We start from the raw sequence: 20,928 nt of genomic DNA on the forward strand, positions 1-20,928 counted from the left end.
AAGCTAGCTTGCAGCACTTGGAGGATGAAATAACTCTATGGCAATCGGTCCCAAACTAGAATTTCGGCAAAGCCAGCAGCTTGTCATGACGCCGCAGCTGATGCAGGCGATCAAACTGCTGCAACTGTCGAATGTGGACCTGATTGCACACGTCAACAACGAGCTGGAAAGCAATCCGTTTCTGGAACGCGATGAAAGCCCGGATGGGGCTGGACCAGCCGCTGATACCTCCACCACAGAGAACACTGCTGAAACCAGCGACAGCGCCGCAGACGCTCAGGAAGGGGACTGGCTCAAGAATGAGCTGGAGACGACTCCTGAAGCAATTTCAGGCAATCTGGATTCCGAGCTATCCAACGTCTTTCCCGATGATAATGGCGAGAGCCCTTCCGTTGATCCCATTCAGCAGAAGGCTGACAACTGGCAAGCGCCCAGTCACACGACCTCTGCAGCCAGTTCGGACTACAATCTGGAAGCCTTTGTTGCCGCAGAGGTTTCACTGAGCGAGCACTTGCAGGAGCAGCTTGGGTTTGCTGTTACCAGTTCTGCCGACACTCTGATTGCGCACCAACTCATCGACTGCCTTGATGAGAACGGCTACTTGCGCATCGACAGCACCGAGATGGCGAACCGACTTGGTGTATCCGAGCAGGAGCTAGAACGAATTATTCGTGCGTTGCAGGGCCTTGATCCGGTCGGGGTGTTTGCGCGGGATTTGTCCGAGTGCCTTAAACTGCAGCTGGTAGAGAAGGATCGCTTTGATCCTGCCATGCAGACTCTGGTCGAGAATATCGAATTACTGGCCCTGCGTGACCTAGCGAAGCTCAAACGCCTTTGTAAGGTGGATGACGAAGATTTGAAGGACATGATCCTTGAGATCAAAGAGCTCAATCCAAAGCCCGGTGCAGCCTTTAACACCGAGGTTACGCAGCCGGTCGTTCCTGACGCGTTTGTACATCCGTCTTCTGACGGGGGCTGGACAGTGGAGCTTAACACAGAGAGCCTGCCGAAGGTTCTGGTGAACCAGAGCTACTACTCCGAGATCTCTCAGGGCTCCAAGAATGATAAGGAGCTGGCCTACTTCACCGACAGTTTGCAAACTGCGAACTGGCTCATCAGGAGTCTTGACCAGCGGGCGCGGACGATTCTGAAGGTGTCCTCAGAGATTGTGCGGCAGCAGGACGGTTTCCTCACCTATGGTGTCCAGCATTTGCGGCCGATGAATCTGCGTGTGGTTGCAGATGCTATTGGCATGCATGAATCAACCGTCAGCCGCGTCACCTCCAACAAATACATTGCCACGCCACGCGGAATTTTTGAGCTGAAATACTTCTTTTCTGCCGCAATTGCATCTTCTGAAGGTGGTGAATCGCACTCTGCGGAATCAGTCCGATATCGGATCAAACAGTTGATTGACGCGGAAGATCCAAAGAAGATTCTCTCGGATGACGCTCTTGTAAAAATTCTAAAGAATGATGGTGTGGATATAGCGCGACGAACTGTAGCTAAGTATCGGGAAGCATTAAAGATTTCCAGCTCGGTTCAGCGCCGGAGAGAAAAGAACAATCCCACCTAAACCCCTGATATTTCTGATAATTTTAAAGAGAGATAATAGGCGTCTGATCGGTTAATATCCTCTATAGGATGTTTCTCTCTTCTCAAAGATTTTTTCAGGAACTCGAAAACAGTAGCACTTTAAACTCAGCTGGTCCAAACTACATGTGTTGAAGGGTTCTTTTTCTCTTTAGCTAAAGAACCTTACAGCGAACAAGTCGACACAACATAAGAGGTTCCCATGACAATTAGAATTTCGGGGAGGAACGTGGACATTGGTGATGCTACCAGAACTCACGTTGAAGACCGGATTTCCGATGCACTGGATAAATATTACCCAGGCGCATACACGGGTCATGTGACAATCGCGCGCGAAGGCTCCGGCTTCCGTTCCGACTGCACAGTCCACCTCAGTACAGGTGTGGTGCTTCAGGTTTCGGGTGATAGCCAGGACCCGCGCCAGAGTTTCGACAAAGCTGCCGAACGCATTGAGAAAAGGCTAAGGCGCTATAACAGAAAGTTAAACGACCACCATACAAATGGTACCCCTGCAGAATGGCAGACATTCGGTGCGACATCGTATGTTCTTGCTGACCCTGAGCAGGAAGAAGAGGTACCAGCCGACTACAACCCACTTGTGGTTGCAGAGACGGAAGCAAAAGTGAAGACACTGACTGTTGGTATGGCAGTTATGGAGCTAGATTTGAGTGAAGCTCCCGTTGTAGTGTTCCGCAACGCTGGTAATGGTGAGGTAAATGTCGTATTCCGTCGTGAAGACGGAAACGTTGGCTGGATCGATCCTAATCTTGCCAACGGGGCTGCCCCTAACTAATAACCACGGTCATAACGACCCTGCACAAAGCCGGTTTTCACCGGCTTTGTATTTTGCATGAACACGGATCAAGGAATGGATCTGAACGAACTTCTTCGTCCCGAAGCTGTCATTGCCAATCTCAAGGCAAACAGTAAAAAACAAGCCCTGCAGGAACTTGCAGAACGGGCCTCTGAGATTTGCGGGGAAACTGAGCGCGATATCTTTGATACGCTGCTGCAACGCGAACGTCTCGGCTCTACCGGTGTCGGTAACGGCATTGCAATTCCGCATGGTAAGATCGTGAACCTGGATGGGTTACACGGCCTGTTTGCGCGACTGGACAAACCTATCGAGTTCGACAGCTTGGATGACCAGCCTGTTGATCTGATCTTCGTATTGCTTGCGCCTGAGGGCGCTGGTGCTGACCACTTGAAAGCTCTGGCTCGTGTAGCACGGCTTTTGAGGGATGCTGATGTTGCAAGCAAGTTGCGCGCAACAACAGATGCAGATGCAATTTATTCTATTCTGACACACCCTCAGGCATCGCCAAACGCAGCCTGAAGCACGCTCAGATACAAACTAGAAAAGCCTGGATTGGACATACACCAATCCAGGCTTTTTTGTTGCTTCGTTAGCCGGGTTTAACCAGCGGCTATGCGCGCAGGGGCGAAACCGTTTCTGAATTACCCGTTCCGGCAAGTCAGCACATGATTTAGTGGACGCTCAGAGCTTCCAAATCGTTCTCTATTGCGTTTGCAATCGCAGCATTGCGGGTGTCTGTCAGAACCAGCGGCGTGCCATCAGCGGCCAAAAGCGCCCATGCCGGTAAATCCGCATCCTGCAATTCTGCATCCGGGAACATTTTCTTCAGATCTTTTGGAGAAATACGCCTGACATAGGCAACTTCACCAGCTCCAAGTTCTTCAAAATTCTCGTACGGGTCGTCGGCCAGCACAGAGGGGGCGTGAGTCATCGCCTTCTCCTTGGAAGTTACTAGAGCATGTCACGTTACGTTCATGCACGCTTCAGGCTCTAAGTCTCTGTTCTTTATTACGTATCCTTAATCCGAAAACCGTTTCCCATTTATCGGGGATACGCTGTAATATCACGCGCACCCTTTCCCGAAAACCGAATTCTACTTTCCGGCGATACACTGTAATCTTCCGCGTATTCTAATCCGAAAACCGGTTCCCACCTTTTGGGGACACGCCTTAATACTCAGATCAGCGCGTAGGGAGGATTACTTCTTTCCCTCAATCTCCCGCCGAAATCTCTATACGGCGAACGATACGCTCTGGCTCGGGACGAGCAAGATCAATAGACAACAGACCATCTCGTAGGTCTGCCCCCAAAATCTCAATGCCCTCTGCCAGCACAAATGCTCGTTGGAACTGGCGCGCAGCTATTCCTCGGTGAAGATATTGGCGCGTTTTGTCTTCTTGTTGGCGACCACGGATCACCAGTTGGCTTTCTTCGACAGAAACATCCAATTGGTCACGTGTGAAGCCAGCAACCGCAAGTGTAATGCGGATGACCTCACCTTTCTCATCAGTGGCAGCGAGGCGCTCAATATTGTAGGGCGGGTAGCCATCATTAGCTGCCTTGCTCACCCTATCCAATACGCGCTCGATATCATCGAAGCCCAACATAAATGGGCTCGAAAACGCAGATACTCGCGTCATAATCCAAGTCCTTCTTAAAGCGACCCAGCTCCAGACCCTGATTAGGCATCCGGTGTGAGGGCATCTCGCCCTCGGTCTTGCCTCTGGAATATGGCGGTTAGCGACGAAGGTTTCAAGTTAACTTAATGATACTCAATTATTTCTGCCGGGTGCTGCCGGTTTTCTCAGCCCTGATACAAGCTAAGATGGTGAACCGGCAGGGTATTCAATAGCGGTTCTTTGGAGTTGTTGATTTCCCGCCTCTCCCCTCTCCTCAACCGACGTGCGGCGTCTGCCGAGAATGACAGGTTTACGTGCGTTTCCAAAAACCCTAGGGTTTGCCATAGGGAAAGAGGCCTCGCGCAATTCATTGGGGGATGACGTGCATGGACCATGCAGAGGTGAATAACTCACGGGCAGCCTTACTGGTGAAAGTCTATCCGTTTGGGCTGATTGCAATCAGCTTGCTTATCAACGTTTTTGTCTTTGGTATCCAACCACTCGTCATCGCGCTTCCTGCACCGGAGATCATTGACGCTTTGATCGTTGCTGCAGTGCTGTTGATAGGTAACCACAGCTGGTTGATGACGGTCACAGAGCTCACACGCGGGAGATATGGTCTGGCGACAACGCCGGAAGAGTGGGAAGCCAAGGGTGGCCGGCCACAGTCCATAGAACAGGACGCTCAGGATGCGTTGGAGCGGCGCCACAATGCACATCGTAACACTACTGAAAATACGGTTTATTTCGTTCTGCTCGCCGCAGTGATAGCTGTTGTCTCGCCCGTGGCGCTTATGGCGCAGGTTTGGATTGTTGGCTTTGCTGTTGCCCGTCTTGGCTACACCTACAGCTATCTGTCTGCCCAGACCGGGCTGCGAGGCTTGTTCATGAGCCTGACCCTGCTTAGCCTTTATGGGATGGCGAGCTATCTTGCGGTGGCGATGTTTGTTTGAGAACGGGCGAAATCAGCTGCAGCTCATTCGAAGATATCCAATACACCTTAAGAGGGCGCGAAACCGATGTCGCGCGCCCTCACACAAAGTTCTTTAGGTGCAACTGCGTGCCTCAGTTAGTTTGAGGGTAGCAATACCGTGTCGACCACGTGAATCACTCCATTATCGGCTGGAATGTCGGCACTGATCACGTTTGCATTGTCCACGGTCACGCCGGAGGAAGTTTTGGCGATAGACAGTGTTTTGTCACCAGACCCTTTGATCGTTCTCACTTTAATCGCGCGACCCGGTAGGTCTGTGGACTCAAGCTTCCTTGGCAGCACATGATAACTAAGAACTGCAATTAGCTGTTCCTTGTTCTCGGGCTTCAGGAGCATTTCGACTGTGCCATCTGGAAGAGCAGCGAAGGCTTCATCTGTTGGAGCGAAGACAGTGAGACTCTCTCCCTGTGCTAAGGCGCCATCCAGACCGGCAGCCTGAGCAGCTGCAATCAGGGTGTTAAACTGCCCTGCCTCTTGAGCCACATCTACAATAGTTCCTGCATTTGCATTCACAGAACCAGCAAGAACCAATGAACTTACAAGTGAAATCATAGATAAACGCATAAGAGCCTCCTCTTTCCACCCGCCTAGGCGATGGAATTACATAGATTCAATGCGTGACAACTTGCCACACACAAAGCCTTATACTCATCAGTGCTGAATGTGGATCACCTAGTTCTGAATTTTATTTGGTCTGCTCAAACGCACGCAGCGCTTGTTCTCTAGATTCTTTCAGGTCCACGAGTGGTAGAGGATAGGTTTGACCCAATGTGATGCCCACGTCTTGCAATATATGCTTGGGAGCTTCCCATGGTTTGAAGAGAAACTTGTCAGGCAGCCCCTTTAGCTCCGGGAGGTAGTCGCGGGTATAGTCGCCGTGAGCATCAAATTTTTCGCCCTGAAGGACGGGGTTGAAGATGCGAAAATACGGAGCAGCATCTGCACCACAGCCGGCGATCCATTGCCAGCTGGCGGCGTTGTTGGCCAGATCCGCATCGACGAGACAATCCCAGAACCACGCCTCCCCCAAGCGCCAGTCCAGCAGCAAGTTTTTGACGAGGAACGAGCCGACAATCATGCGCAGGCGGTTGTGCATGTAGCCGGTTTGCCAGAGTTCTCGCATGCCTGCATCCACGATCGGAATTCCGGTTTTCCCTTTTTGCCAGGCCTCCAGGCGTTGTTCCTCCTCAGCCCATGGGAAGCTGTCGAATTTGGAATTCAAGTTGACCTTGGGCAAGGTTGGATTGTGAAAGAGCAGCGAATAGGAGAATTCGCGCCAGCCCAATTCACTGCAGAAATGATCGATATCGCCTGTCGCCTCCCGCATGGCCAGTGCCCACCAGATTTGGTTGGGCGAAATCTCGCCAAAGTGCAGATGAGGTGAAAGTCGAGAGGTGTGCGCCAGCGCCGGAAAATTGCGACCATCCTTGTAATTGGTGAGCCCGTTTTCCAAATACGCATAGAGCCGATCCTGTGCGGCTTGCTCTCCATGCTGCCAATGATCGCTTAACTGCACGGACCAAGGACGACGGTCCAGTAAGTTAAGATCGTCAACACTCAGCCTACCGTCTCTGCTCGTCCGATGCAGCTGCATGGGTTTGGGTACGGGCAATGGTTTACGCGGTTCTGGCGCCTGCAGGCAGCCTTTACGGTAGAAGGGCGTGAAGACCTTGTAAGGAGTTCCATCCGGCTTAGTGACTTGCCACGGCTCCCACAAGAGCGAGCCGTTGAAACTTTTGGCTGTTACCCCGCTGCGCTCTAAATCGGATTTGAGAGAGGCGTCATGTTCGATACGCCATGGCTCATAGCATCTGTTCCAGAAAACGCCTGCGGCTCCGTTTTCCTGAACGAGTGCCTTGATGATCTCTGTGGGATCGCCTCGCCTGATCTGCAACTGGCCTTGCAGGCTTTCATTGAGAGCTTTCAAGGAATGGTGCAGCCAGTTCTTCGAGGCTCCTCCAAGCTGACGGGCTCCGGGCTCGCCGTCATTCAGGATGTAGAGTGGAATAACTTTGCCCACCTCACAGGCCGCAGTTAGCGCAGGATTATCGCTCAAGCGCAAATCCTGACGGAACCAATGGATCACGACGGGTGGAGTCATCAACGACCTTTCCTCACAAGAACCAGTCCTGTCAGATGTAAAGCAACTTCCTTTCCCATCAATGTAATGAAGTTTCAATTCTGCAATCGAACAGCCTGCAGTGGTTAGCAGGGGGTAACTGGTCATGTGACTTGAGATTGCTCCGCGCAGATGCACAAAGCCGTAGCCAGCAGAAGTAGCCTAGTAACTTTGAGAAGATAACGAAAAGGGGGAGACACTTACAAGGAGTTGATTTTGGTGGAGCCTAGGGGGATCGAACCCCTGACCTCTTCGCTGCCAGCGAAGCGCTCTCCCAGCTGAGCTAAGGCCCCATACCATTTCAGCGTTTCATGCGTTTTGGGAAAACGCTTGCTGTCATGTTGGAGGAAACGGCACCTTTAAGAGGTGTCAATTTCTCCGGAAGACTTGATCGTCACTTCTGCGGAAGTGCGAGACACTTCTAAAGAAGTGCCTTTGGTGGAGCCTAGGGGGATCGAACCCCTGACCTCTTCGCTGCCAGCGAAGCGCTCTCCCAGCTGAGCTAAGGCCCCTTATCAGGTCTTTAAGCACTTAAACTTCAAGGAAGTTTTTTGTGCTGATGGAGGCGGAACATAGATGGGCCGCCTCCACATTTCAAGAGAATACTCTCATATCAGCCCGCTGTTTCACAGGCTGTGGAAATTCTAGATTTCTTCGTCGTCGCGACTTACGACGATACCTGGTACAGCAGCGTCTTCATCTTCTTCTTCATCAAGGAAGACATCGCCGTCATCAGTGTCGATATCACTTTCGATACCGTCGTCGTCAATATCCGGAATATCTTCGGTAATGACTTCAGCATCAGCTTCTTCGAGAGATACGGTTTCGATCTCTTCTTTTGCTGGCGCTTCTTCAGCTTCTTCTTTCTGAACAGCTTTTACTGCCTTAGCAGTTTTTGCCAGTTTGCCCGGGTCAAACATGTCGCCGCACTTAGGGCAAATGATTGGGTCACGGTTCAAATCATAGTATTTAGCACCACAGGCCACGCACAGGCGCTTGGTTCCGAGTTCCGGTCTTGCCACGGTTCTCACCTTTATTTGCATCTCGTTGACGGCCCCCTTAGCCTCAGGTTGGCCATCATGTCAAAGATAAATCTTCTGAATCTACCCGAAGTCGTACATTCACTGCTGAAATTTCGCAATAGTGCAATGCGCCCTAGGGTGACTGTGTGTTTCTTCCGTGCTAGGAGGAACTAGTTTTTTAAGTCTCGCAACCCCGGAAATGAACATGTCCCACAATTCGTCACCGCAAATTGTGACCGCTCACAGCGGCTCACCGCTTAACGGCCATATTAAAGTTCCAGGTGACAAGTCTATCTCCCATCGCTCTTTGATGTTTGGCGCGCTTGCGCTTGGCAAAACAACCATCACTGGTCTGCTCGAATCAGAAGACGTGATTGGCACTGCAAACGCAATGAACGCTGTTGGTGCAAAGTGTGTGCGGCAGGAAGACGGCACTTGGACTGTTGATGGTGTTGGACTGGGCGGCCTGCTGGAGCCGGAAGCTCCAATCGACTTCGGAAACGCAGGCACTGGCGTGCGTCTGGCAATGGGCATCTTTGCGAGCCATCCGATTGCCGTCACCATGACCGGCGACGCCTCTTTGTCCGGCCGCCCAATGGGCCGTGTCCTTAATCCTTTGCGCGAAATGGGCGTACAGGTCGTTGCACGCAACGGCGACCGCCTTCCAGCTTCCATCCGCGGCAGTGATACTCCAATTCCGATCACCTACCGCGTGCCTATGGCGTCAGCCCAGGTCAAATCAGCTGTGCTCCTTGCTGGATTGAACACTGCTGGTACCACCACCGTGATCGAGCCTGTTGCCACACGTGACCATACAGAAAAGATGCTGATTGGTTTTGGTGCAGACCTGACAGTTGAAGTGAACGAGAACGACGAACGTGTGATCACGTTGCAGGGTCAGCCAAAGCTGCAAGCTCAGGACATCATTGTCCCGGGTGACCCGTCTTCAGCAGCCTTCCCGATTGTTGCTGCCCTGATCACTCCAGGTTCTGATATCACCGTTGAAGGCGTGCTCTTGAACGAGCATCGTACTGGACTTATTACCAGTTTGCTTGAAATGGGCGCTGATATTACAATCTCTAATGAACGGGAAAGCGGCGGAGAGAAGATTGGCGACATTCGCGCCAGGTATTCCAAGCTGAAAGGCATCACGGTTCCTGCGGATCGTGCACCTTCCATGATCGATGAATACCCAATTCTGTCTGTTGCTGCGGCGTTTGCCCAGGGTGACACTGTCATGCTTGGTCTTGAAGAACTGCGCGTTAAAGAGTCAGATCGTCTGGCAGCGGTTGCGCGTGGTCTGGAAGCAAACGGCATTCCTTGCGTCGAAAAGCAGGACAGTCTGACTGTAACTGGTGGGGCTAACAATATTGGCGGTGGTACTGTTACCACACACCTGGATCACCGAATTGCAATGAGTTTCCTTATTCTGGGTCTCGCTGCACACAAGCCGGTTCAAGTTGATGATGCAGCACCAATCGCGACAAGCTTCCCGACCTTCCTTTCCATGTTTGGAGAGTTGGGCGGCAAGCTTGAAAATAAGAATGAGGAAGCTGCATGATTATTGCGCTGGATGGACCAGCAGCATCTGGCAAGGGAACACTTGCACGACAGATCGCTGAACATTTTGGACTTCGCCATCTGGATACCGGCTTGACGTACCGTGCTGTCGCCGCTGCGCTGCTTGCGCGCGGCCTGCCGCTTGGCGACGAAGAGGTGGCCATTTCTGTTGCGCAGAACCTTGATCTGAGCAATCTGGACCGCAACCTGCTCTCCTCTCACGAGATTGGGGAAGTCGCCTCTCGCATCGCAGTTCTTTCCGGCCTTCGTGAAGAGTTGGTACGCCTTCAGCGGGCGTTTGCCGAGAAAGAGCCGGGCGCTGTTCTGGATGGCCGTGATATCGGTACTGTTGTGTGCCCGAATGCGACGGCAAAACTGTTCGTGACTGCCTCCCCGGCGGCTCGTGCAAAACGGCGGACAGATGAGCTAAACAGCAAGGGTATTCCTGCCAACTTCGATGAAATTTTAGTCGATCTAGAGCGTCGGGATGAACGAGATAGCACCCGTAAAGACTCTCCGCTCAAGCCCGCGAAAAATGCCCACTTGCTTGATACGACAGAAATGGATATACACTCCGCATTTCGTGCGGCTGTGGATATCATCGAGCGCGCCCGGAGTTCGGCTGTTTCCTAACAGCCTTTCGGAGCTCGCGTTTGTCGTTTCCAGCGACTGTTACGATACCAAATTTGGACAAGTGTGACCGCTTTCGCCGGCCCACTTACTTGTAAGTGGTTGTTTTTCAACGCGAGTTGGGAACCGGAAGCTCTTGTCCTTTAGTGTTCACACAAACCCGCCGGCGAGCGCCATTCTTATGGCACCAGGAGATTTCATGGAAAATCAGAACTTTGCTGCTGAAGATTTTGCAGCTCTGTTGGAAGAATCTTTTGCGACTTCCGACCTTTACGAAGGCACCGTTGTAAAAGGCACCGTTGTTGCTATCGAAAAAGACCTTGCTGTAATCGACGTAGGTCTGAAGGTTGAAGGTCGCGTTCCTTTGAAGGAATTCGGCGCTAAAGGCCGCGACGGTGACATGTCCGTTGGTGACGAAGTAGAAGTTTACCTTGAGCGTGTTGAAAACGCGATGGGTGAAGCTGTTCTGTCCCGCGACAAAGCACGCCGCGAAGAAAGCTGGGTTCGCCTGGAAGTTGCTTTCGAAGCTGGTGAAAAAGTTACCGGTCAGATCTTCAACCAGGTTAAAGGTGGCTTCACCGTTGATCTGGATGGCGCAGTAGCATTCCTGCCACGCTCTCAGGTTGACATCCGTCCAGTACGTGACGTGACTCCTCTGATGCACACTCCACAGCCTTTCCAGATCCTGAAGATGGACAAGCGCCGTGGTAACATCGTTGTGTCCCGTCGTACCGTTCTGGAAGAAACACGCGCAGAACAGCGTTCTGAACTGGTACTGAGCCTTGAAGAAGGTCAGACCGTTGAGGGTGTTGTTAAGAACATCACCGATTATGGTGCGTTCGTTGACCTTGGCGGCATCGATGGCCTCCTGCACGTTACCGACATTGCATGGCGTCGTATCAACCACCCAAGCGAAGTTCTGACAATCGGTCAGACCGTGAAGGTGCAGATCGTTCGTGTGAACCAGGAAACACACCGCATCAGCCTCGGCATGAAGCAGCTGGAAACCGATCCATGGGATGGCATCGAAGCCAAGTACCCACTGGATTCCAAGTTCTCCGGTCGTGTAACCAACATCACCGACTACGGCGCATTCGTAGAACTGGAGCCAGGCATCGAAGGCCTGATCCACGTCTCCGAAATGTCCTGGACCAAGAAGAACGTACACCCAGGCAAAATCGTTTCTACTTCCCAGGAAGTTGAAGTGGTTATCCTTGAAGTGGACGCTTCCAAACGCCGTATCTCCCTGGGCCTCAAGCAGACTCTGCAGAACCCATGGGATGCATTCGCACAGCAGTACCCAATTAACGCCACCGTAGAAGGTGAAGTTAAGAACAAGACTGAATTCGGTCTGTTCATCGGTCTTGAAGGCGATGTTGACGGCATGGTTCACCTGTCCGATCTGGACTGGAACCGTCCGGGCGAGCAGGTCATCGAAGAGTACAAGAAGGGCGACGTTGTTAAAGCAGTCGTTCTTGACGTTGACGTCGACAAAGAGCGTATCTCTCTCGGCATCAAGCAGCTCGACGCTGATCCATTCGAAGCAGCTGGCGACGTTCGCAAGGGCGCAATCGTTAAGTGTGAAGTGACTGAAATCAAAGACGGTGGTCTCGACGTTAAACTCGTAGACGGCGACCTCTCTGCATTCATCCGTCGCGCTGACCTGTCCCGTGAGCGTAATGAGCAGGATCCATCCCGCTTCAACGTTGGTGACGTGATCGAAGCTCGTGTTACCCAGTTCGACAAGAAGACCCGCCGCGTTGGTGTATCCATCAAGGCACTTGAAATCGCTGAAGAAAAAGAAGCGGTTGCACAGTACGGTTCTTCCGACGCTTCCTCTTCTCTCGGCGACATCCTCGCTGCAGCTATGAAGAAGCAGTCCGACGACTAATAGAATCTAGCAATAGATTCCATGAGAAAGCCCGGTCATTGACCGGGCTTTTTTCTTGCGTTCATAAGTGCGTTCATTTGCGTTCTTTCGCATTAATTTGCGTTATTTTGTTTGAGGTCTCAGGCTTCCCGCTTGAAAACGCAATTAACGAGCTGGCGGGCTTCGCTTGCGCTATGGCAGCAGACTGTACCCGCTCAGGTGCCTCTTCCAGAAAGCGCCTGCAACGCCCCTAGCCGATAATTTTCTTCACGGAGCTCATCAGAAATGCTCTCGGGCCTTTTGGCAGGGCGAGCACGAAGCGCTTTGCCAGTGGGCGCAGGTTCTGGAGCCAGATTTGTGCGTGGAGGTGCCCTTTGAAAGAGAGCGGGCTTACCACATCAAAGACGCTGGCGACTTCTGAGGTCCATGTCATCTTGTAGCGCGATGCTGGTTTGAGGAAGTCGATCCTATCGATCCCCAGAGCGAAACAGGCCTCAATGACATCCATCTGGTGCAGCTTGCCGGGGCTGGATTGTTCGTAGTCCGGGTTCCAATCGGCCATATAAGCAAAATAGCAGTGCTTGTAGAGGAAGCCCCACTCAGTTGAGATTGGTACATCGCCGTGTTTCAGCTCGAAGGCGATGAGTTCGCACCCGCTCCCCGTTTCTTTATTCAATGCTAGGAGGAACTGCTGCAAGCCATCTCCCTGTAAGGCGCGGGAAGAGTAGCCCATGGCCTCAACCCAGCTTTCACGGCCTTTCAGGCTGCTCAGGATTAGAGTCTCAAGCTCTGTGTCTGTTTGACGGATAATCCGATGGGACAGGCCTGCTGACTTGTGCAGGCGGTTGCGTTGGTTGCGAATGGTTTTGCGTGTGCGTGATGAGATGGACTTCAGGTAGTCCTCAAAGCTGCCCCACTGGGTCAGATCAAGCCATGGGGCGCCATCAACCTCACCCACTTCCGTAAAATACTCGCTGGCATAGTCATAGAGCGCGCCACCTTCCCGGATCTGACGCAGGTGAATAATATCCGCTCCTACGTTTTGGAGGTGTGGCTTTAGAAGCTCCAGAATGATGGAAGGGGTATAGCCCGGATCGAGCAGCATCTCGGAGTATTGCTGAAATGGTTCTGCCAAACCCGTCAGTATCCTGAGTCCGTTTTGCTTCTCAATGCGCAAAGGCAGGGCTGCAATCATTCTCCGCTCGTCGAACACAGCGAAAATCCGGAGGTTTTGGGCTACTTTAGAATTTTCCAACGTAGCCATAGTCCATGCAAAACTTTGGAAGACCGCACTGCAGCGGGCGGAGTGCTCTAGCTGTTGCCACTGGTCTTTGTGTTCAGAAAGGTCTTCGCGTGTTTGCAACACGCATACAGAGAGATCTTCAAGGGCTTTCGTTGCCAGACGCTGCTGGACAGAGGCATGAGTGCTCGACGTCATCACATCTGTCTGCAACAAACTTCTCCGTAATCAATGCATAAAACAACTTTAATCAACTGGCAGAATAACGCAGCTCACCACTTGGCGGTGACTTTGTCCATTGTTACTTTTAACCACTTAAAAGAAAAGTGTTTTCTGAAGATTTAGGGTTTTGAGTTCTCCGTATCTCCCCACGGAGCGGGCGGAGCATAGGTTTTGGGCTGGCATGGACTGGATCTGGATGATGACAAATCGTCATTTGCTTTCTCGATGACCCGAATATGGAATGCACCTGAATAGTTTCAGGAGGATTTCATGAGTGATTTGAAAGTTGCACTGATTGTTGCCGGTGGTAGTGGCATGGGCGCAGCAGCCGCGCGAAAGCTGGCAAAAGACGGGTACAAGGTTGCTATTCTATCCTCCTCTGGCAAAGGCGAGAAGCTGGCTGATGAACTTGGCGGAGTGGGAGTTACCGGGTCCAATCTTGAAACTGCGGATCTTCAGCGGCTGGTTGATGTGGCGATGGAGAAATGGGACCGCATTGATACGGTTATCAGCAGTGCCGGACATGGGCCAAAGGGGCCAATTCTGGAGCTGACCGATGAAGATTGGGTCCGGGGAATGGACTATTACCTTTTGAACGTAGTGCGCATTACTCGCATTGTGACGCCGATCATGGAAGCGCAAGGAAAAGGCAGCTTCGTCAACATCTCTACCTATGCGGTGTTTGAACCTGAGGAGCTTTTCCCCACTTCCGGTGTGTTCCGTGCTGGCCTCGCCGCTTTTACCAAGCTGTTTGCGGACAAATATGCCGCTTCCAACATCCGCATGAACAACGTACTTCCCGGTTTCATTGACAGTTTGCCAGAGAAAGAAGAGCGTCGGGGTCGCATTCCGATGGAGCGCTACGGGACCTCAGAGGAAGTGGCCGATCTCATCGCCTTCCTTGCCGGAGATACCTCCAGCTATATGACGGGCCAAAACATCCGCATTGACGGTGGGATTACCCGCTCAATTTAGGCTAGGCAGCTTTACGAGGGAGCCCTTCGCAATTTGCGCAGGGCACACCGTGCGCGATTAATTCCGCAGATCTTAAAACGGGTAGATCAGCACGGCGGAAAAATGCCCTTTTTTAACGACAGCATCCCTGGATCGCGCGAGATCTCAAGTAAAATTCACAATTTCTGACGTTTACATATCTTCAATTTTAATTAATATAAATACTAATTCATTTTAATCAAAATAAACATAATAGATAAGCAATAGTAAATTGACGATAATTATTCAGATCAACTTTTGATAATCCCAATACTACCTAGGATCGAAATCTTTTTTTGCATTTTCTATTTCTGATTTCTATTTATCTTCAAGTAACGTCTGTATATTACATTACATGGCGAGCGAGAGAGTTTCCCATTCTCTCAAGCTCTGCTGTGTAGATTGTCTTGGATCACTGTCGAGACCAATAATAAAAATAAGGGTCCGGCAGCTTCAAGACTAAAGAATGCCCTAGCGGTCCGCCCGAAACCGCAGGGCTACTTGGAAACCCGTTTTACGCCGTCCTTGCAGCAATCGGCTTTGGGTTTCCAACAGCGCGCGATGAACTATGCCCCTAGTTCTCGCGTCAAGAATTAAGATCACTGAGTATGTCGGTTTTCAGAGCAATCGGCAAAACAGTGGCCCAATAAAGACGAAAAGTCCACCTGGCCCCATGGCCGAATAGATCCCGTTCCGTTCTCAGCTCCCCCCCACCTCCTGATGAACGGAACGGTTTTTTTATGCCAAAATCACAAGCTTGTTGCGGGCTGGCGTTTATTTCGGGTATGACCTTTCCAAGAGTGGCACTCACCAAGCAATCACAGATTCCGATAGGCAGCCCAAAAACTAATGAAGAACTCTGCTAGTCAATGTCAAAACATGGCTCAGATCCGTACGGAAATTGACCGTCTGGACGCTGAGCTGATCTCGCTATTTGCAGAGCGCTGGACATACATCACACGCGCCGCCGAGATCAAAAAGCCAATTGGACTGGCTGCCCGTATCGAAAGCCGGGTTGAGGAAGTGGCGAGCAACGTCAAAGCCCATGCTGATGAGCACGGCCTGAATCCGCAGACCTACGAAATGATGTGGCGACATCTGATGGAAAGTGCAATTGCGCACGAAGAAGTCCTTATGGAAGCAGAGGAAAATGTGAAATAACATGGTATCGCCATTTTCTCTGGCATCTTAGTGGACTAGCATCGCAACCAGAATATTCTGAAAATTAGGCCTCAGCGCCCAAATTAACCATTTGGCAGTGACAAAGCTTGATTTTTGGTCGTCTTTTTACCGCCTGCAGAGAAAGAACACTTGGCTTATTCAAAAGCTTAGGTATTGTTTCCCTATAGTCGCTTAAATGAGTTTGACCGGGAAGACCCCATGAGTCTAGACAGTGACGTTCTTATTGATCGCAGACGCCTGAGACGCAAAGTTTCGTTTTGGCGTGTCATTAGTTTTTTAGCACTTGCAGCTTTGTTGCTGTGGGGCGGTAGCAAAGTTACAGGCTTTGGTGACCTTGGTCGCTCAGAACGACATATCGCCCGCATCGAGATCAGTGGAGTAATCACCTATGATCGCCAGCAACTAGAGATGCTGGAAAAGATTGCGGAGGATGACAACGTTGAGGGAGTCATCGTCTCGATTAACTCCCCTGGTGGTTCGACCTCCGGTGGTGAAGCACTCTACAATGCATTGCGCAAGATCGCAGAGGAAAAGCCGGTCACAGCCTCCATCACGACGCTTGGTGCCTCGGCTGCTTACCTTGCTGCGATCGCCAGTGACCATTTGGTTGTGCAATACACCTCGCTAACTGGCTCCATCGGCGTGCTCTTCCAATATGGAAATGCACAAGGGCTGCTAGAAAATATTGGCGTTGAGATAGACGCTATCAAAAGTAGTCCATTGAAAGCTGAACCAAACTTTTATGAGACAGCCACTCCGCAGGTGAGAGAAACCCTACAAGAGGTGATTGACGATACCTACATGTGGTTCGTTGGGCTTGTTGCAGAACGCAGAAGCCTGTCGACAGAGCGTGCACGTGAGCTGGCAAATGGTCAGGTTTACACCGGAAATCAAGCGCTCGACCTTGACCTCGTTGACGAGATTGGGGGCGAGGAGGTCGCACATCAGTGGCTTATTTCCGAGAAAGGGCTTTCCGATGACCTTGAAATCATCGACTGGGAGCCAGAATCAAACGAACGGTCACTTCCGTTCCCTGTAAATTTATTAGGCTTTTTGGGTAGCGATAACCAGAATTTCATAGGCTCGCTCCTCAAAACAGCAAAAAGTGTCGTAGATTCAAGCCTACCGCTTGACGGTCTCGTGTCTGTTTGGCAGGCTCCTGATGCGGCAACAGTCTCAGCAGTAGGGGGGGCAAGGCATGATTAAGTCGGAATTAGTACAAACAATCGCGGAGCGTAATCCGCATCTCTATCAACGTGACGTAGAGAATATCGTAAACGCCATTCTTGATGAAGTTACCGAAGCGCTTATGCGCGGTGACCGCGTCGAATTGCGTGGCTTTGGTGCGTTCTCAGTGAAGAACCGCCCGGCACGCGTTGGACGCAATCCAAGAACTGGCCAGAAAGTTGAAGTTGGCGAAAAGTTCGTTCCGTTCTTCAAAACCGGCAAAGAAATGCGCGAGCGGCTGAACGACGGTACGGATCACGGCGAAGACTGATCCTGGAGTAATACATTGGCTCGATTCCTTCGGAACCTGCTGCTTATCCCTATAGCAGCTTTACTTGTTGTACTTGCGGTTGCGAACCGGCATTCCACGCTGATTTCGCTTAACCCCTTTAACCCAGAGGACCCGATGTTGACCTTCAGCATTCCGGTTTTCTGGCTGCTGTTCGGCGCTATTGGACTGGGCGTATTGCTCGGCGGTATAGCAACCTGGATGCGACAAGGACGGTTCCGAAAAGAGGCTCGTGTTCAACGACGGGAAGCCAACCAGCTCAAGCATGAAGCTGATACGCTGCGGAAAGTGGCTCAGGGGGATGTGGTGCCAAGCCTGCCCTCACCTGACCACAAAAAGGCAGCCTAACCGCTTTACTAGTCTGCCCTGACGTTTATTTGGGGGATTGCGAATGCGGGTCATCACAGCTCAGGAAATTGAGGGCGTGATGAACTTTCGCGATCTTCTCGAGACGCTGCGACGTGCCTTTCGCGTTGGTGCGGTGTCCCCCTCTCCGCACACACACCAAATTGCACGTCCAACCGGGTATCAGGACGGCGCTCTTAGCATTTCTTCTGCATGGAATGACTTCGACGCTCAAGGTACGACCGAGCGTGGATTCATTGGCACGCGTATTGAGAGTTCCCTACCTACTCTGGACGAGTACGAGCCTCCCACCGTCAGCGGCGTCTATCTTTTACAGTCAGGCAAAACCGGCTCGCCTCTTGCACTGCTGGATGGCAAAGCGCTTGTTACCTGGCGCACTGCGGCAACATCAGCTCTGGCGTCCTCCTACCTTTCCCGCGAAGATTCCTCCCGCTTGCTGATGGTCGGCGCGGGAAGCCTTGCTCCTTACCTGATTGAGGCTCATGCCTCTGTGCGGCCCATCAAACAGGTGTTGGTGTGGAACCGGAGCCCTGCTGCAGCGGAGGAGCTGGTGGAGCGTATGCAGGGTCATCCCTTTGACATCTCCATGACGACCGATCTGGGCGGCGCGGTCAGAGGGGCGGATATTGTGTGCTGTGCGACCAGCGCAAACACGCCGCTCATCAAGGGGGAATGGCTTCAGGAAGGTACCCATCTGGATCTGGTAGGCTCAATGCATGCTGATCAACGTGAGTGCGATGATGCGGTCATCTCGCAAGCGCGGCTGTTTCTGGACAGCTATGACAACACGCCCGCCACTGCAGGGGACCTCAAAGAGCCACTGACTGAGGGTGTTCTAAGCGTTCAGGACATCGCTTCTGATCTGGCTGAGCTGTGTCAGGGCGACCGTGCGGGCCGTCGCTTTTACGAGCAGATTACGCTTTTCAAATCAACGGGTACCGCCTTAGGAGACCTTGCTGTTGCTGGACATATCTTTCTGCGGGTTTAGGACGCCTTAGTCGAGCTTATCTGCATTTTTCGTTTCTGGCGGTGCGTAGCTGGGCAGGTACCAGTCTCTCGCAATGGCTCCACCACGCAGGATCAGCGCCATTGCAAAGCCAAGCCCCGCAGCGAGGTTGCTATCACCCGTTGTCATAAGCGTTGCAGTGTACGTGATAGCGCCTGCAAAAGCTGCTGCCAGATAGATCTCTCGTTGCAGGAGTGCGGATGGCTGACCGGCGATCACATCACGCAGGATTCCGCCAAACGTGGCCGACGCAACGCCCATGAGCACGGCAACAGCTACGTTGTCGCCCAGTGAGAGTGCCTTTGCAGCTCCCATGACCGAGTAGGCTGCAATTCCAATCGCGTCCAGCCATCGTAAAGGTCTGCCCCATGCCTCTACCTTATGCGCGAAGAACCACATGGCAATGGACACGACGAAACACACATAGAGATACGTCTCGTTTACGGTCCAGAACACAGGCACATTGAGAAGCAGGTCTCGTAGCGTTCCGCCGCCGATGCCAGTCAACAGGCAAAAGAACAGGAACGCGATGAAATCCTGACGCAACCGTGCGGCGACAAGCCCACCCGTTGCGGCAAAAACAGCCACTCCCAAAAAGTCCAGATACTGCCAGATCTCAGAAGGCATCTACGTCACATCCGCAAGTTCGTTGAATTCAAGTTTGGTGGTTTTAGCCAGCTAATTTTAAAAAGCAACAGGAGAACTACAGTACCGTAATTGCGATAATCAAATAGCCGTGAATCCTGTGAGGCATTGGGGATAGGTTCTGTTTCCCATCAAAGAACATCAGCGGAGAACGCAGCATTGTGGGCTTTAGGCCGTCTGCTTTGCAACACTAAACAAAAAACGGAGGCCTATCACCGGCCTCCGTTTTGAATTTGTTTGTGAAGCCTTCACTACCATGAGGGCTTTGGTGCTTAGGCTTCTTTGTCGACTGTGGAGCCTGGCTCGGCGTTTTTATCGGCGACTGGTGCGATTTTTGGGCCGCCTTTGGAGACGCCAACCATGGCTGGGCGCAGAACGCGCTCGCCGATGACGTAGCCAGCCTGAACAACCTGAACAACGGTGTTGTTTGGAACTTCCGTGTTCGGCACTTCAAACATTGCCTGATGGAAGTGTGGGTTGAACTTTTCGCCTTCCGGAGAAAGGCGCTTCACACCGTGCTTTTCCAAGTGGTTGAGCATTTCGCGCTCTACCATCTCAACGCCTTCAACCAGCGCCTTCAGGTTATCGTCGTTCTCACGTGCGTCTTCCGGCAGTGCTTCAATCGCACGGCCCAGGTTGTCGTTTACAACCAGCATGTCGCGTGCGAAACCTGCAACTGCGTAAGCTTTTGCGTCTTTGACTTCTTTTTCCGTCCGACGGCGCAGGTTTTCCATTTCCGCCATGGTGCGCAGTGCGCGGTCTTTCAGGGCAGCGTTTTCTTCTCTCAGCGCCTCGATCGGATCTACTTCCGCAGCAGCTTCTGCCTGCTCTGCTTCATTTGCAGTTTCCTCAACCACAGCTTCCGGATTTACCTGCTCTTCTGCCTGCGGAGTTTTGTCTTGATCGCTCATCGTTATCCCGTCTCTTAAAACCTGCTCTTATTCCTGAAGAGCAAAGCAATGCAGGGCGACTAAAGGCACCCGTACAAAAATCTATTCGGTCCTTATTTAGTCACTGTTTGCCAAAAACAAAAGACCTCCGGCCACTTCCATGACCGGAGATCCTCAGAATGACTGATTTTACTCAGCATTTCGTTGCAGATACACTCAAAATTAAGAGTACTGCTTGATCCAATCAGCGATTTTACCCTTAGGCTGTGCACCTACGAGTGTTGCAGCTGGCTCACCGTCCTTGAACAGGATCATGGTTGGAATCGAACGAACACCGTAGTTCATTGCGCTCTGCTGGTTGCTGTCGATGTCGAGCTTGGCAACCTTAACCTGACCAGCCATTTCCTCGGAGATTTCTTCCAGAGAAGGTGCAATCATCTTACATGGGCCACACCAAGTTGCCCAGAAATCAACGAGAACAGGGGTAGAGCTCTGAAGTACTTCTGCTTCGAAGTTTCCGTCTTCAACATTCACAGTGGCCATTTTTGCCTCTTTTCATAATCCAGTTTGAGTTGCTCCCTACTGAGCAAACTCTGTTGCCTTGAAAGTAAGAACGCAAATGCCGAGCGTCAAGCGAACGAATT

General features: G+C 51.7%; 22 protein-coding genes and 2 tRNA genes. 13 read left to right on the forward strand and 11 right to left on the reverse strand.

Annotated features, from left to right (window positions below; translation table 11 throughout):
* Window positions 1-37: 37 nt before the first annotated feature.
* From rpoN to ptsN, 3 genes are all read left to right on the forward strand, one after another.
* A complete protein-coding gene (gene rpoN, locus IE076_RS05595; RefSeq protein WP_189435799.1) occupies window positions 38-1,576 on the forward strand; it encodes an RNA polymerase factor sigma-54 in 1,539 nt (512 codons plus the stop codon).
* A gap of 219 nt (window positions 1,577-1,795) precedes the next feature.
* A complete protein-coding gene (gene hpf, locus IE076_RS05600) occupies window positions 1,796-2,386 on the forward strand; it encodes a ribosome hibernation-promoting factor, HPF/YfiA family (RefSeq protein WP_189435800.1) in 591 nt (196 codons plus the stop codon).
* 75 nt (window positions 2,387-2,461) lie between these two features.
* The gene (gene ptsN / locus IE076_RS05605) at window positions 2,462-2,929 is read left to right on the forward strand and encodes a PTS IIA-like nitrogen regulatory protein PtsN (RefSeq protein ID WP_189435801.1); all 468 of its coding nucleotides are present in this window, start codon (window positions 2,462-2,464) and stop codon (window positions 2,927-2,929) included.
* A 151-nt stretch (window positions 2,930-3,080) separates the two neighbouring features.
* On the opposite strand, the gene IE076_RS05610 is transcribed toward ptsN, so the two are convergent.
* Complete coding sequence (locus tag IE076_RS05610; protein WP_189435802.1) at window positions 3,081-3,341, reverse strand: BQ00720 family protein; 261 nt, start codon at window positions 3,339-3,341, stop codon at window positions 3,081-3,083.
* A gap of 280 nt (window positions 3,342-3,621) precedes the next feature.
* Window positions 3,622-4,050: an Hsp20 family protein gene (locus IE076_RS05615; RefSeq protein WP_008548831.1), complete on the reverse strand. Its 429-nt coding sequence runs from the start codon at window positions 4,048-4,050 to the stop codon at window positions 3,622-3,624.
* Between the two features lie 365 nt (window positions 4,051-4,415).
* Between IE076_RS05615 and IE076_RS05620 the strand changes: the two genes are divergently transcribed.
* The gene (locus IE076_RS05620; RefSeq protein ID WP_189435803.1) at window positions 4,416-4,982 is read left to right on the forward strand and encodes an MAPEG family protein; all 567 of its coding nucleotides are present in this window, start codon (window positions 4,416-4,418) and stop codon (window positions 4,980-4,982) included.
* Window positions 4,983-5,098: 116 nt separating this feature from the next.
* On the opposite strand, the gene IE076_RS05625 is transcribed toward IE076_RS05620, so the two are convergent.
* The 5 genes from IE076_RS05625 to IE076_RS05645 all read right to left on the reverse strand — a co-directional run bounded on the left by IE076_RS05625 (window position 5,099) and on the right by IE076_RS05645 (window position 8,164).
* The gene (locus IE076_RS05625; RefSeq protein ID WP_189435804.1) at window positions 5,099-5,587 is read right to left on the reverse strand and encodes a fasciclin domain-containing protein; all 489 of its coding nucleotides are present in this window, start codon (window positions 5,585-5,587) and stop codon (window positions 5,099-5,101) included.
* A 121-nt stretch (window positions 5,588-5,708) separates the two neighbouring features.
* Window positions 5,709-7,124: a cryptochrome/photolyase family protein gene (locus IE076_RS05630; protein ID WP_189435805.1), complete on the reverse strand. Its 1,416-nt coding sequence runs from the start codon at window positions 7,122-7,124 to the stop codon at window positions 5,709-5,711.
* A gap of 235 nt (window positions 7,125-7,359) precedes the next feature.
* Window positions 7,360-7,435 (reverse strand) — tRNA-Ala (locus IE076_RS05635).
* A 143-nt stretch (window positions 7,436-7,578) separates the two neighbouring features.
* Window positions 7,579-7,654: transfer RNA gene (locus IE076_RS05640), tRNA-Ala, on the reverse strand.
* A gap of 132 nt (window positions 7,655-7,786) precedes the next feature.
* Complete coding sequence (locus IE076_RS05645) at window positions 7,787-8,164, reverse strand: TIGR02300 family protein (RefSeq protein WP_189435806.1); 378 nt, start codon at window positions 8,162-8,164, stop codon at window positions 7,787-7,789.
* A 205-nt stretch (window positions 8,165-8,369) separates the two neighbouring features.
* Here IE076_RS05645 and aroA point away from each other — a divergent pair, with 205 nt between their 5' ends.
* The 3 genes from aroA to rpsA all read left to right on the forward strand — a co-directional run bounded on the left by aroA (window position 8,370) and on the right by rpsA (window position 12,245).
* Window positions 8,370-9,725, forward strand: coding sequence for a 3-phosphoshikimate 1-carboxyvinyltransferase (aroA, locus tag IE076_RS05650; RefSeq protein WP_189435807.1), 1,356 nt, complete (start codon window positions 8,370-8,372; stop codon window positions 9,723-9,725).
* Window positions 9,722-10,357 carry a (d)CMP kinase gene (gene cmk / locus IE076_RS05655; protein WP_189435808.1) on the forward strand — a complete coding sequence of 212 codons (636 nt, stop codon included), beginning with the start codon at window positions 9,722-9,724 and terminating at the stop codon, window positions 10,355-10,357. The genes aroA and cmk overlap by 4 nt, the downstream gene beginning before the upstream one ends.
* A 196-nt stretch (window positions 10,358-10,553) precedes the next feature.
* The gene (gene rpsA, locus IE076_RS05660; RefSeq protein WP_189435809.1) at window positions 10,554-12,245 is read left to right on the forward strand and encodes a 30S ribosomal protein S1; all 1,692 of its coding nucleotides are present in this window, start codon (window positions 10,554-10,556) and stop codon (window positions 12,243-12,245) included.
* Between the two features lie 229 nt (window positions 12,246-12,474).
* Here rpsA and IE076_RS05665 read toward each other — a convergent pair whose 3' ends face one another.
* Window positions 12,475-13,662: a GNAT family N-acetyltransferase gene (locus IE076_RS05665; RefSeq protein ID WP_209008890.1), complete on the reverse strand. Its 1,188-nt coding sequence runs from the start codon at window positions 13,660-13,662 to the stop codon at window positions 12,475-12,477.
* A gap of 294 nt (window positions 13,663-13,956) precedes the next feature.
* On the opposite strand from IE076_RS05665, the gene IE076_RS05670 reads away from it, so the two are divergent.
* The 6 genes from IE076_RS05670 to lhpI all read left to right on the forward strand — a co-directional run bounded on the left by IE076_RS05670 (window position 13,957) and on the right by lhpI (window position 18,731).
* Window positions 13,957-14,661 carry an SDR family oxidoreductase gene (locus IE076_RS05670; protein ID WP_189435811.1) on the forward strand — a complete coding sequence of 235 codons (705 nt, stop codon included), beginning with the start codon at window positions 13,957-13,959 and terminating at the stop codon, window positions 14,659-14,661.
* Window positions 14,662-15,558: 897 nt separating this feature from the next.
* Window positions 15,559-15,840, forward strand: coding sequence for a chorismate mutase (locus IE076_RS05675; protein ID WP_371871467.1), 282 nt, complete (start codon window positions 15,559-15,561; stop codon window positions 15,838-15,840).
* A gap of 219 nt (window positions 15,841-16,059) precedes the next feature.
* Window positions 16,060-17,067 (forward strand): signal peptide peptidase SppA, encoded by a 1,008-nt coding sequence (gene sppA / locus IE076_RS05680; RefSeq protein ID WP_189435813.1) that lies wholly within the window; start codon window positions 16,060-16,062, stop codon window positions 17,065-17,067.
* A complete protein-coding gene (locus IE076_RS05685; RefSeq protein WP_008548293.1) occupies window positions 17,060-17,359 on the forward strand; it encodes an integration host factor subunit beta in 300 nt (99 codons plus the stop codon). The genes sppA and IE076_RS05685 overlap by 8 nt, the downstream gene beginning before the upstream one ends.
* Window positions 17,360-17,374: 15 nt before the next feature.
* Window positions 17,375-17,725: a LapA family protein gene (locus IE076_RS05690; protein WP_209008891.1), complete on the forward strand. Its 351-nt coding sequence runs from the start codon at window positions 17,375-17,377 to the stop codon at window positions 17,723-17,725.
* A 43-nt stretch (window positions 17,726-17,768) separates the two neighbouring features.
* Complete coding sequence (gene lhpI, locus IE076_RS05695; protein WP_189435814.1) at window positions 17,769-18,731, forward strand: bifunctional Delta(1)-pyrroline-2-carboxylate/Delta(1)-piperideine-2-carboxylate reductase; 963 nt, start codon at window positions 17,769-17,771, stop codon at window positions 18,729-18,731.
* A gap of 6 nt (window positions 18,732-18,737) precedes the next feature.
* On the opposite strand, the gene IE076_RS05700 is transcribed toward lhpI, so the two are convergent.
* The 3 genes from IE076_RS05700 to trxA form a co-directional block, all read right to left on the reverse strand.
* Complete coding sequence (locus tag IE076_RS05700) at window positions 18,738-19,376, reverse strand: trimeric intracellular cation channel family protein (protein WP_189435815.1); 639 nt, start codon at window positions 19,374-19,376, stop codon at window positions 18,738-18,740.
* Between the two features lie 290 nt (window positions 19,377-19,666).
* A complete protein-coding gene (gene grpE, locus IE076_RS05705) occupies window positions 19,667-20,305 on the reverse strand; it encodes a nucleotide exchange factor GrpE (protein ID WP_189435816.1) in 639 nt (212 codons plus the stop codon).
* A 201-nt stretch (window positions 20,306-20,506) separates the two neighbouring features.
* The gene (gene trxA / locus IE076_RS05710) at window positions 20,507-20,827 is read right to left on the reverse strand and encodes a thioredoxin (RefSeq protein WP_189435817.1); all 321 of its coding nucleotides are present in this window, start codon (window positions 20,825-20,827) and stop codon (window positions 20,507-20,509) included.
* Between the last annotated feature and the right edge of the window lie 101 nt (window positions 20,828-20,928).

Source organism: Pseudovibrio japonicus (assembly GCF_014651595.1).
Classification (GTDB): domain Bacteria; phylum Pseudomonadota; class Alphaproteobacteria; order Rhizobiales; family Stappiaceae; genus Pseudovibrio; species Pseudovibrio japonicus.

What these genes read in the sequence shown, in the direction of transcription:
- trxA (WP_189435817.1), bottom strand. Translation starts at nt 20,827, where the DNA reads ATGGCCACTGTGAATGTTGAAGACGGAAACTTCGAAGCAGAAGTACTT.
- IE076_RS05665 (WP_209008890.1), bottom strand. Translation starts at nt 13,662, where the DNA reads ATGACGTCGAGCACTCATGCCTCTGTCCAGCAGCGTCTGGCAACGAAA.
- IE076_RS05630 (WP_189435805.1), bottom strand. Translation starts at nt 7,124, where the DNA reads ATGACTCCACCCGTCGTGATCCATTGGTTCCGTCAGGATTTGCGCTTG.
- rpsA (WP_189435809.1), top strand. Translation starts at nt 10,554, where the DNA reads ATGGAAAATCAGAACTTTGCTGCTGAAGATTTTGCAGCTCTGTTGGAA.
- ptsN (WP_189435801.1), top strand. Translation starts at nt 2,462, where the DNA reads ATGGATCTGAACGAACTTCTTCGTCCCGAAGCTGTCATTGCCAATCTC.
- IE076_RS05700 (WP_189435815.1), bottom strand. Translation starts at nt 19,376, where the DNA reads ATGCCTTCTGAGATCTGGCAGTATCTGGACTTTTTGGGAGTGGCTGTT.
- IE076_RS05620 (WP_189435803.1), top strand. Translation starts at nt 4,416, where the DNA reads ATGGACCATGCAGAGGTGAATAACTCACGGGCAGCCTTACTGGTGAAA.
- rpoN (WP_189435799.1), top strand. Translation starts at nt 38, where the DNA reads ATGGCAATCGGTCCCAAACTAGAATTTCGGCAAAGCCAGCAGCTTGTC.
- IE076_RS05615 (WP_008548831.1), bottom strand. Translation starts at nt 4,050, where the DNA reads ATGACGCGAGTATCTGCGTTTTCGAGCCCATTTATGTTGGGCTTCGAT.
- aroA (WP_189435807.1), top strand. Translation starts at nt 8,370, where the DNA reads ATGTCCCACAATTCGTCACCGCAAATTGTGACCGCTCACAGCGGCTCA.
- IE076_RS05610 (WP_189435802.1), bottom strand. Translation starts at nt 3,341, where the DNA reads ATGACTCACGCCCCCTCTGTGCTGGCCGACGACCCGTACGAGAATTTT.
- IE076_RS05685 (WP_008548293.1), top strand. Translation starts at nt 17,060, where the DNA reads ATGATTAAGTCGGAATTAGTACAAACAATCGCGGAGCGTAATCCGCAT.
- IE076_RS05625 (WP_189435804.1), bottom strand. Translation starts at nt 5,587, where the DNA reads ATGCGTTTATCTATGATTTCACTTGTAAGTTCATTGGTTCTTGCTGGT.
- grpE (WP_189435816.1), bottom strand. Translation starts at nt 20,305, where the DNA reads ATGAGCGATCAAGACAAAACTCCGCAGGCAGAAGAGCAGGTAAATCCG.
- IE076_RS05670 (WP_189435811.1), top strand. Translation starts at nt 13,957, where the DNA reads ATGAGTGATTTGAAAGTTGCACTGATTGTTGCCGGTGGTAGTGGCATG.
- IE076_RS05675 (WP_371871467.1), top strand. Translation starts at nt 15,559, where the DNA reads ATGGCTCAGATCCGTACGGAAATTGACCGTCTGGACGCTGAGCTGATC.
- hpf (WP_189435800.1), top strand. Translation starts at nt 1,796, where the DNA reads ATGACAATTAGAATTTCGGGGAGGAACGTGGACATTGGTGATGCTACC.
- sppA (WP_189435813.1), top strand. Translation starts at nt 16,060, where the DNA reads ATGAGTCTAGACAGTGACGTTCTTATTGATCGCAGACGCCTGAGACGC.
- cmk (WP_189435808.1), top strand. Translation starts at nt 9,722, where the DNA reads ATGATTATTGCGCTGGATGGACCAGCAGCATCTGGCAAGGGAACACTT.
- lhpI (WP_189435814.1), top strand. Translation starts at nt 17,769, where the DNA reads ATGCGGGTCATCACAGCTCAGGAAATTGAGGGCGTGATGAACTTTCGC.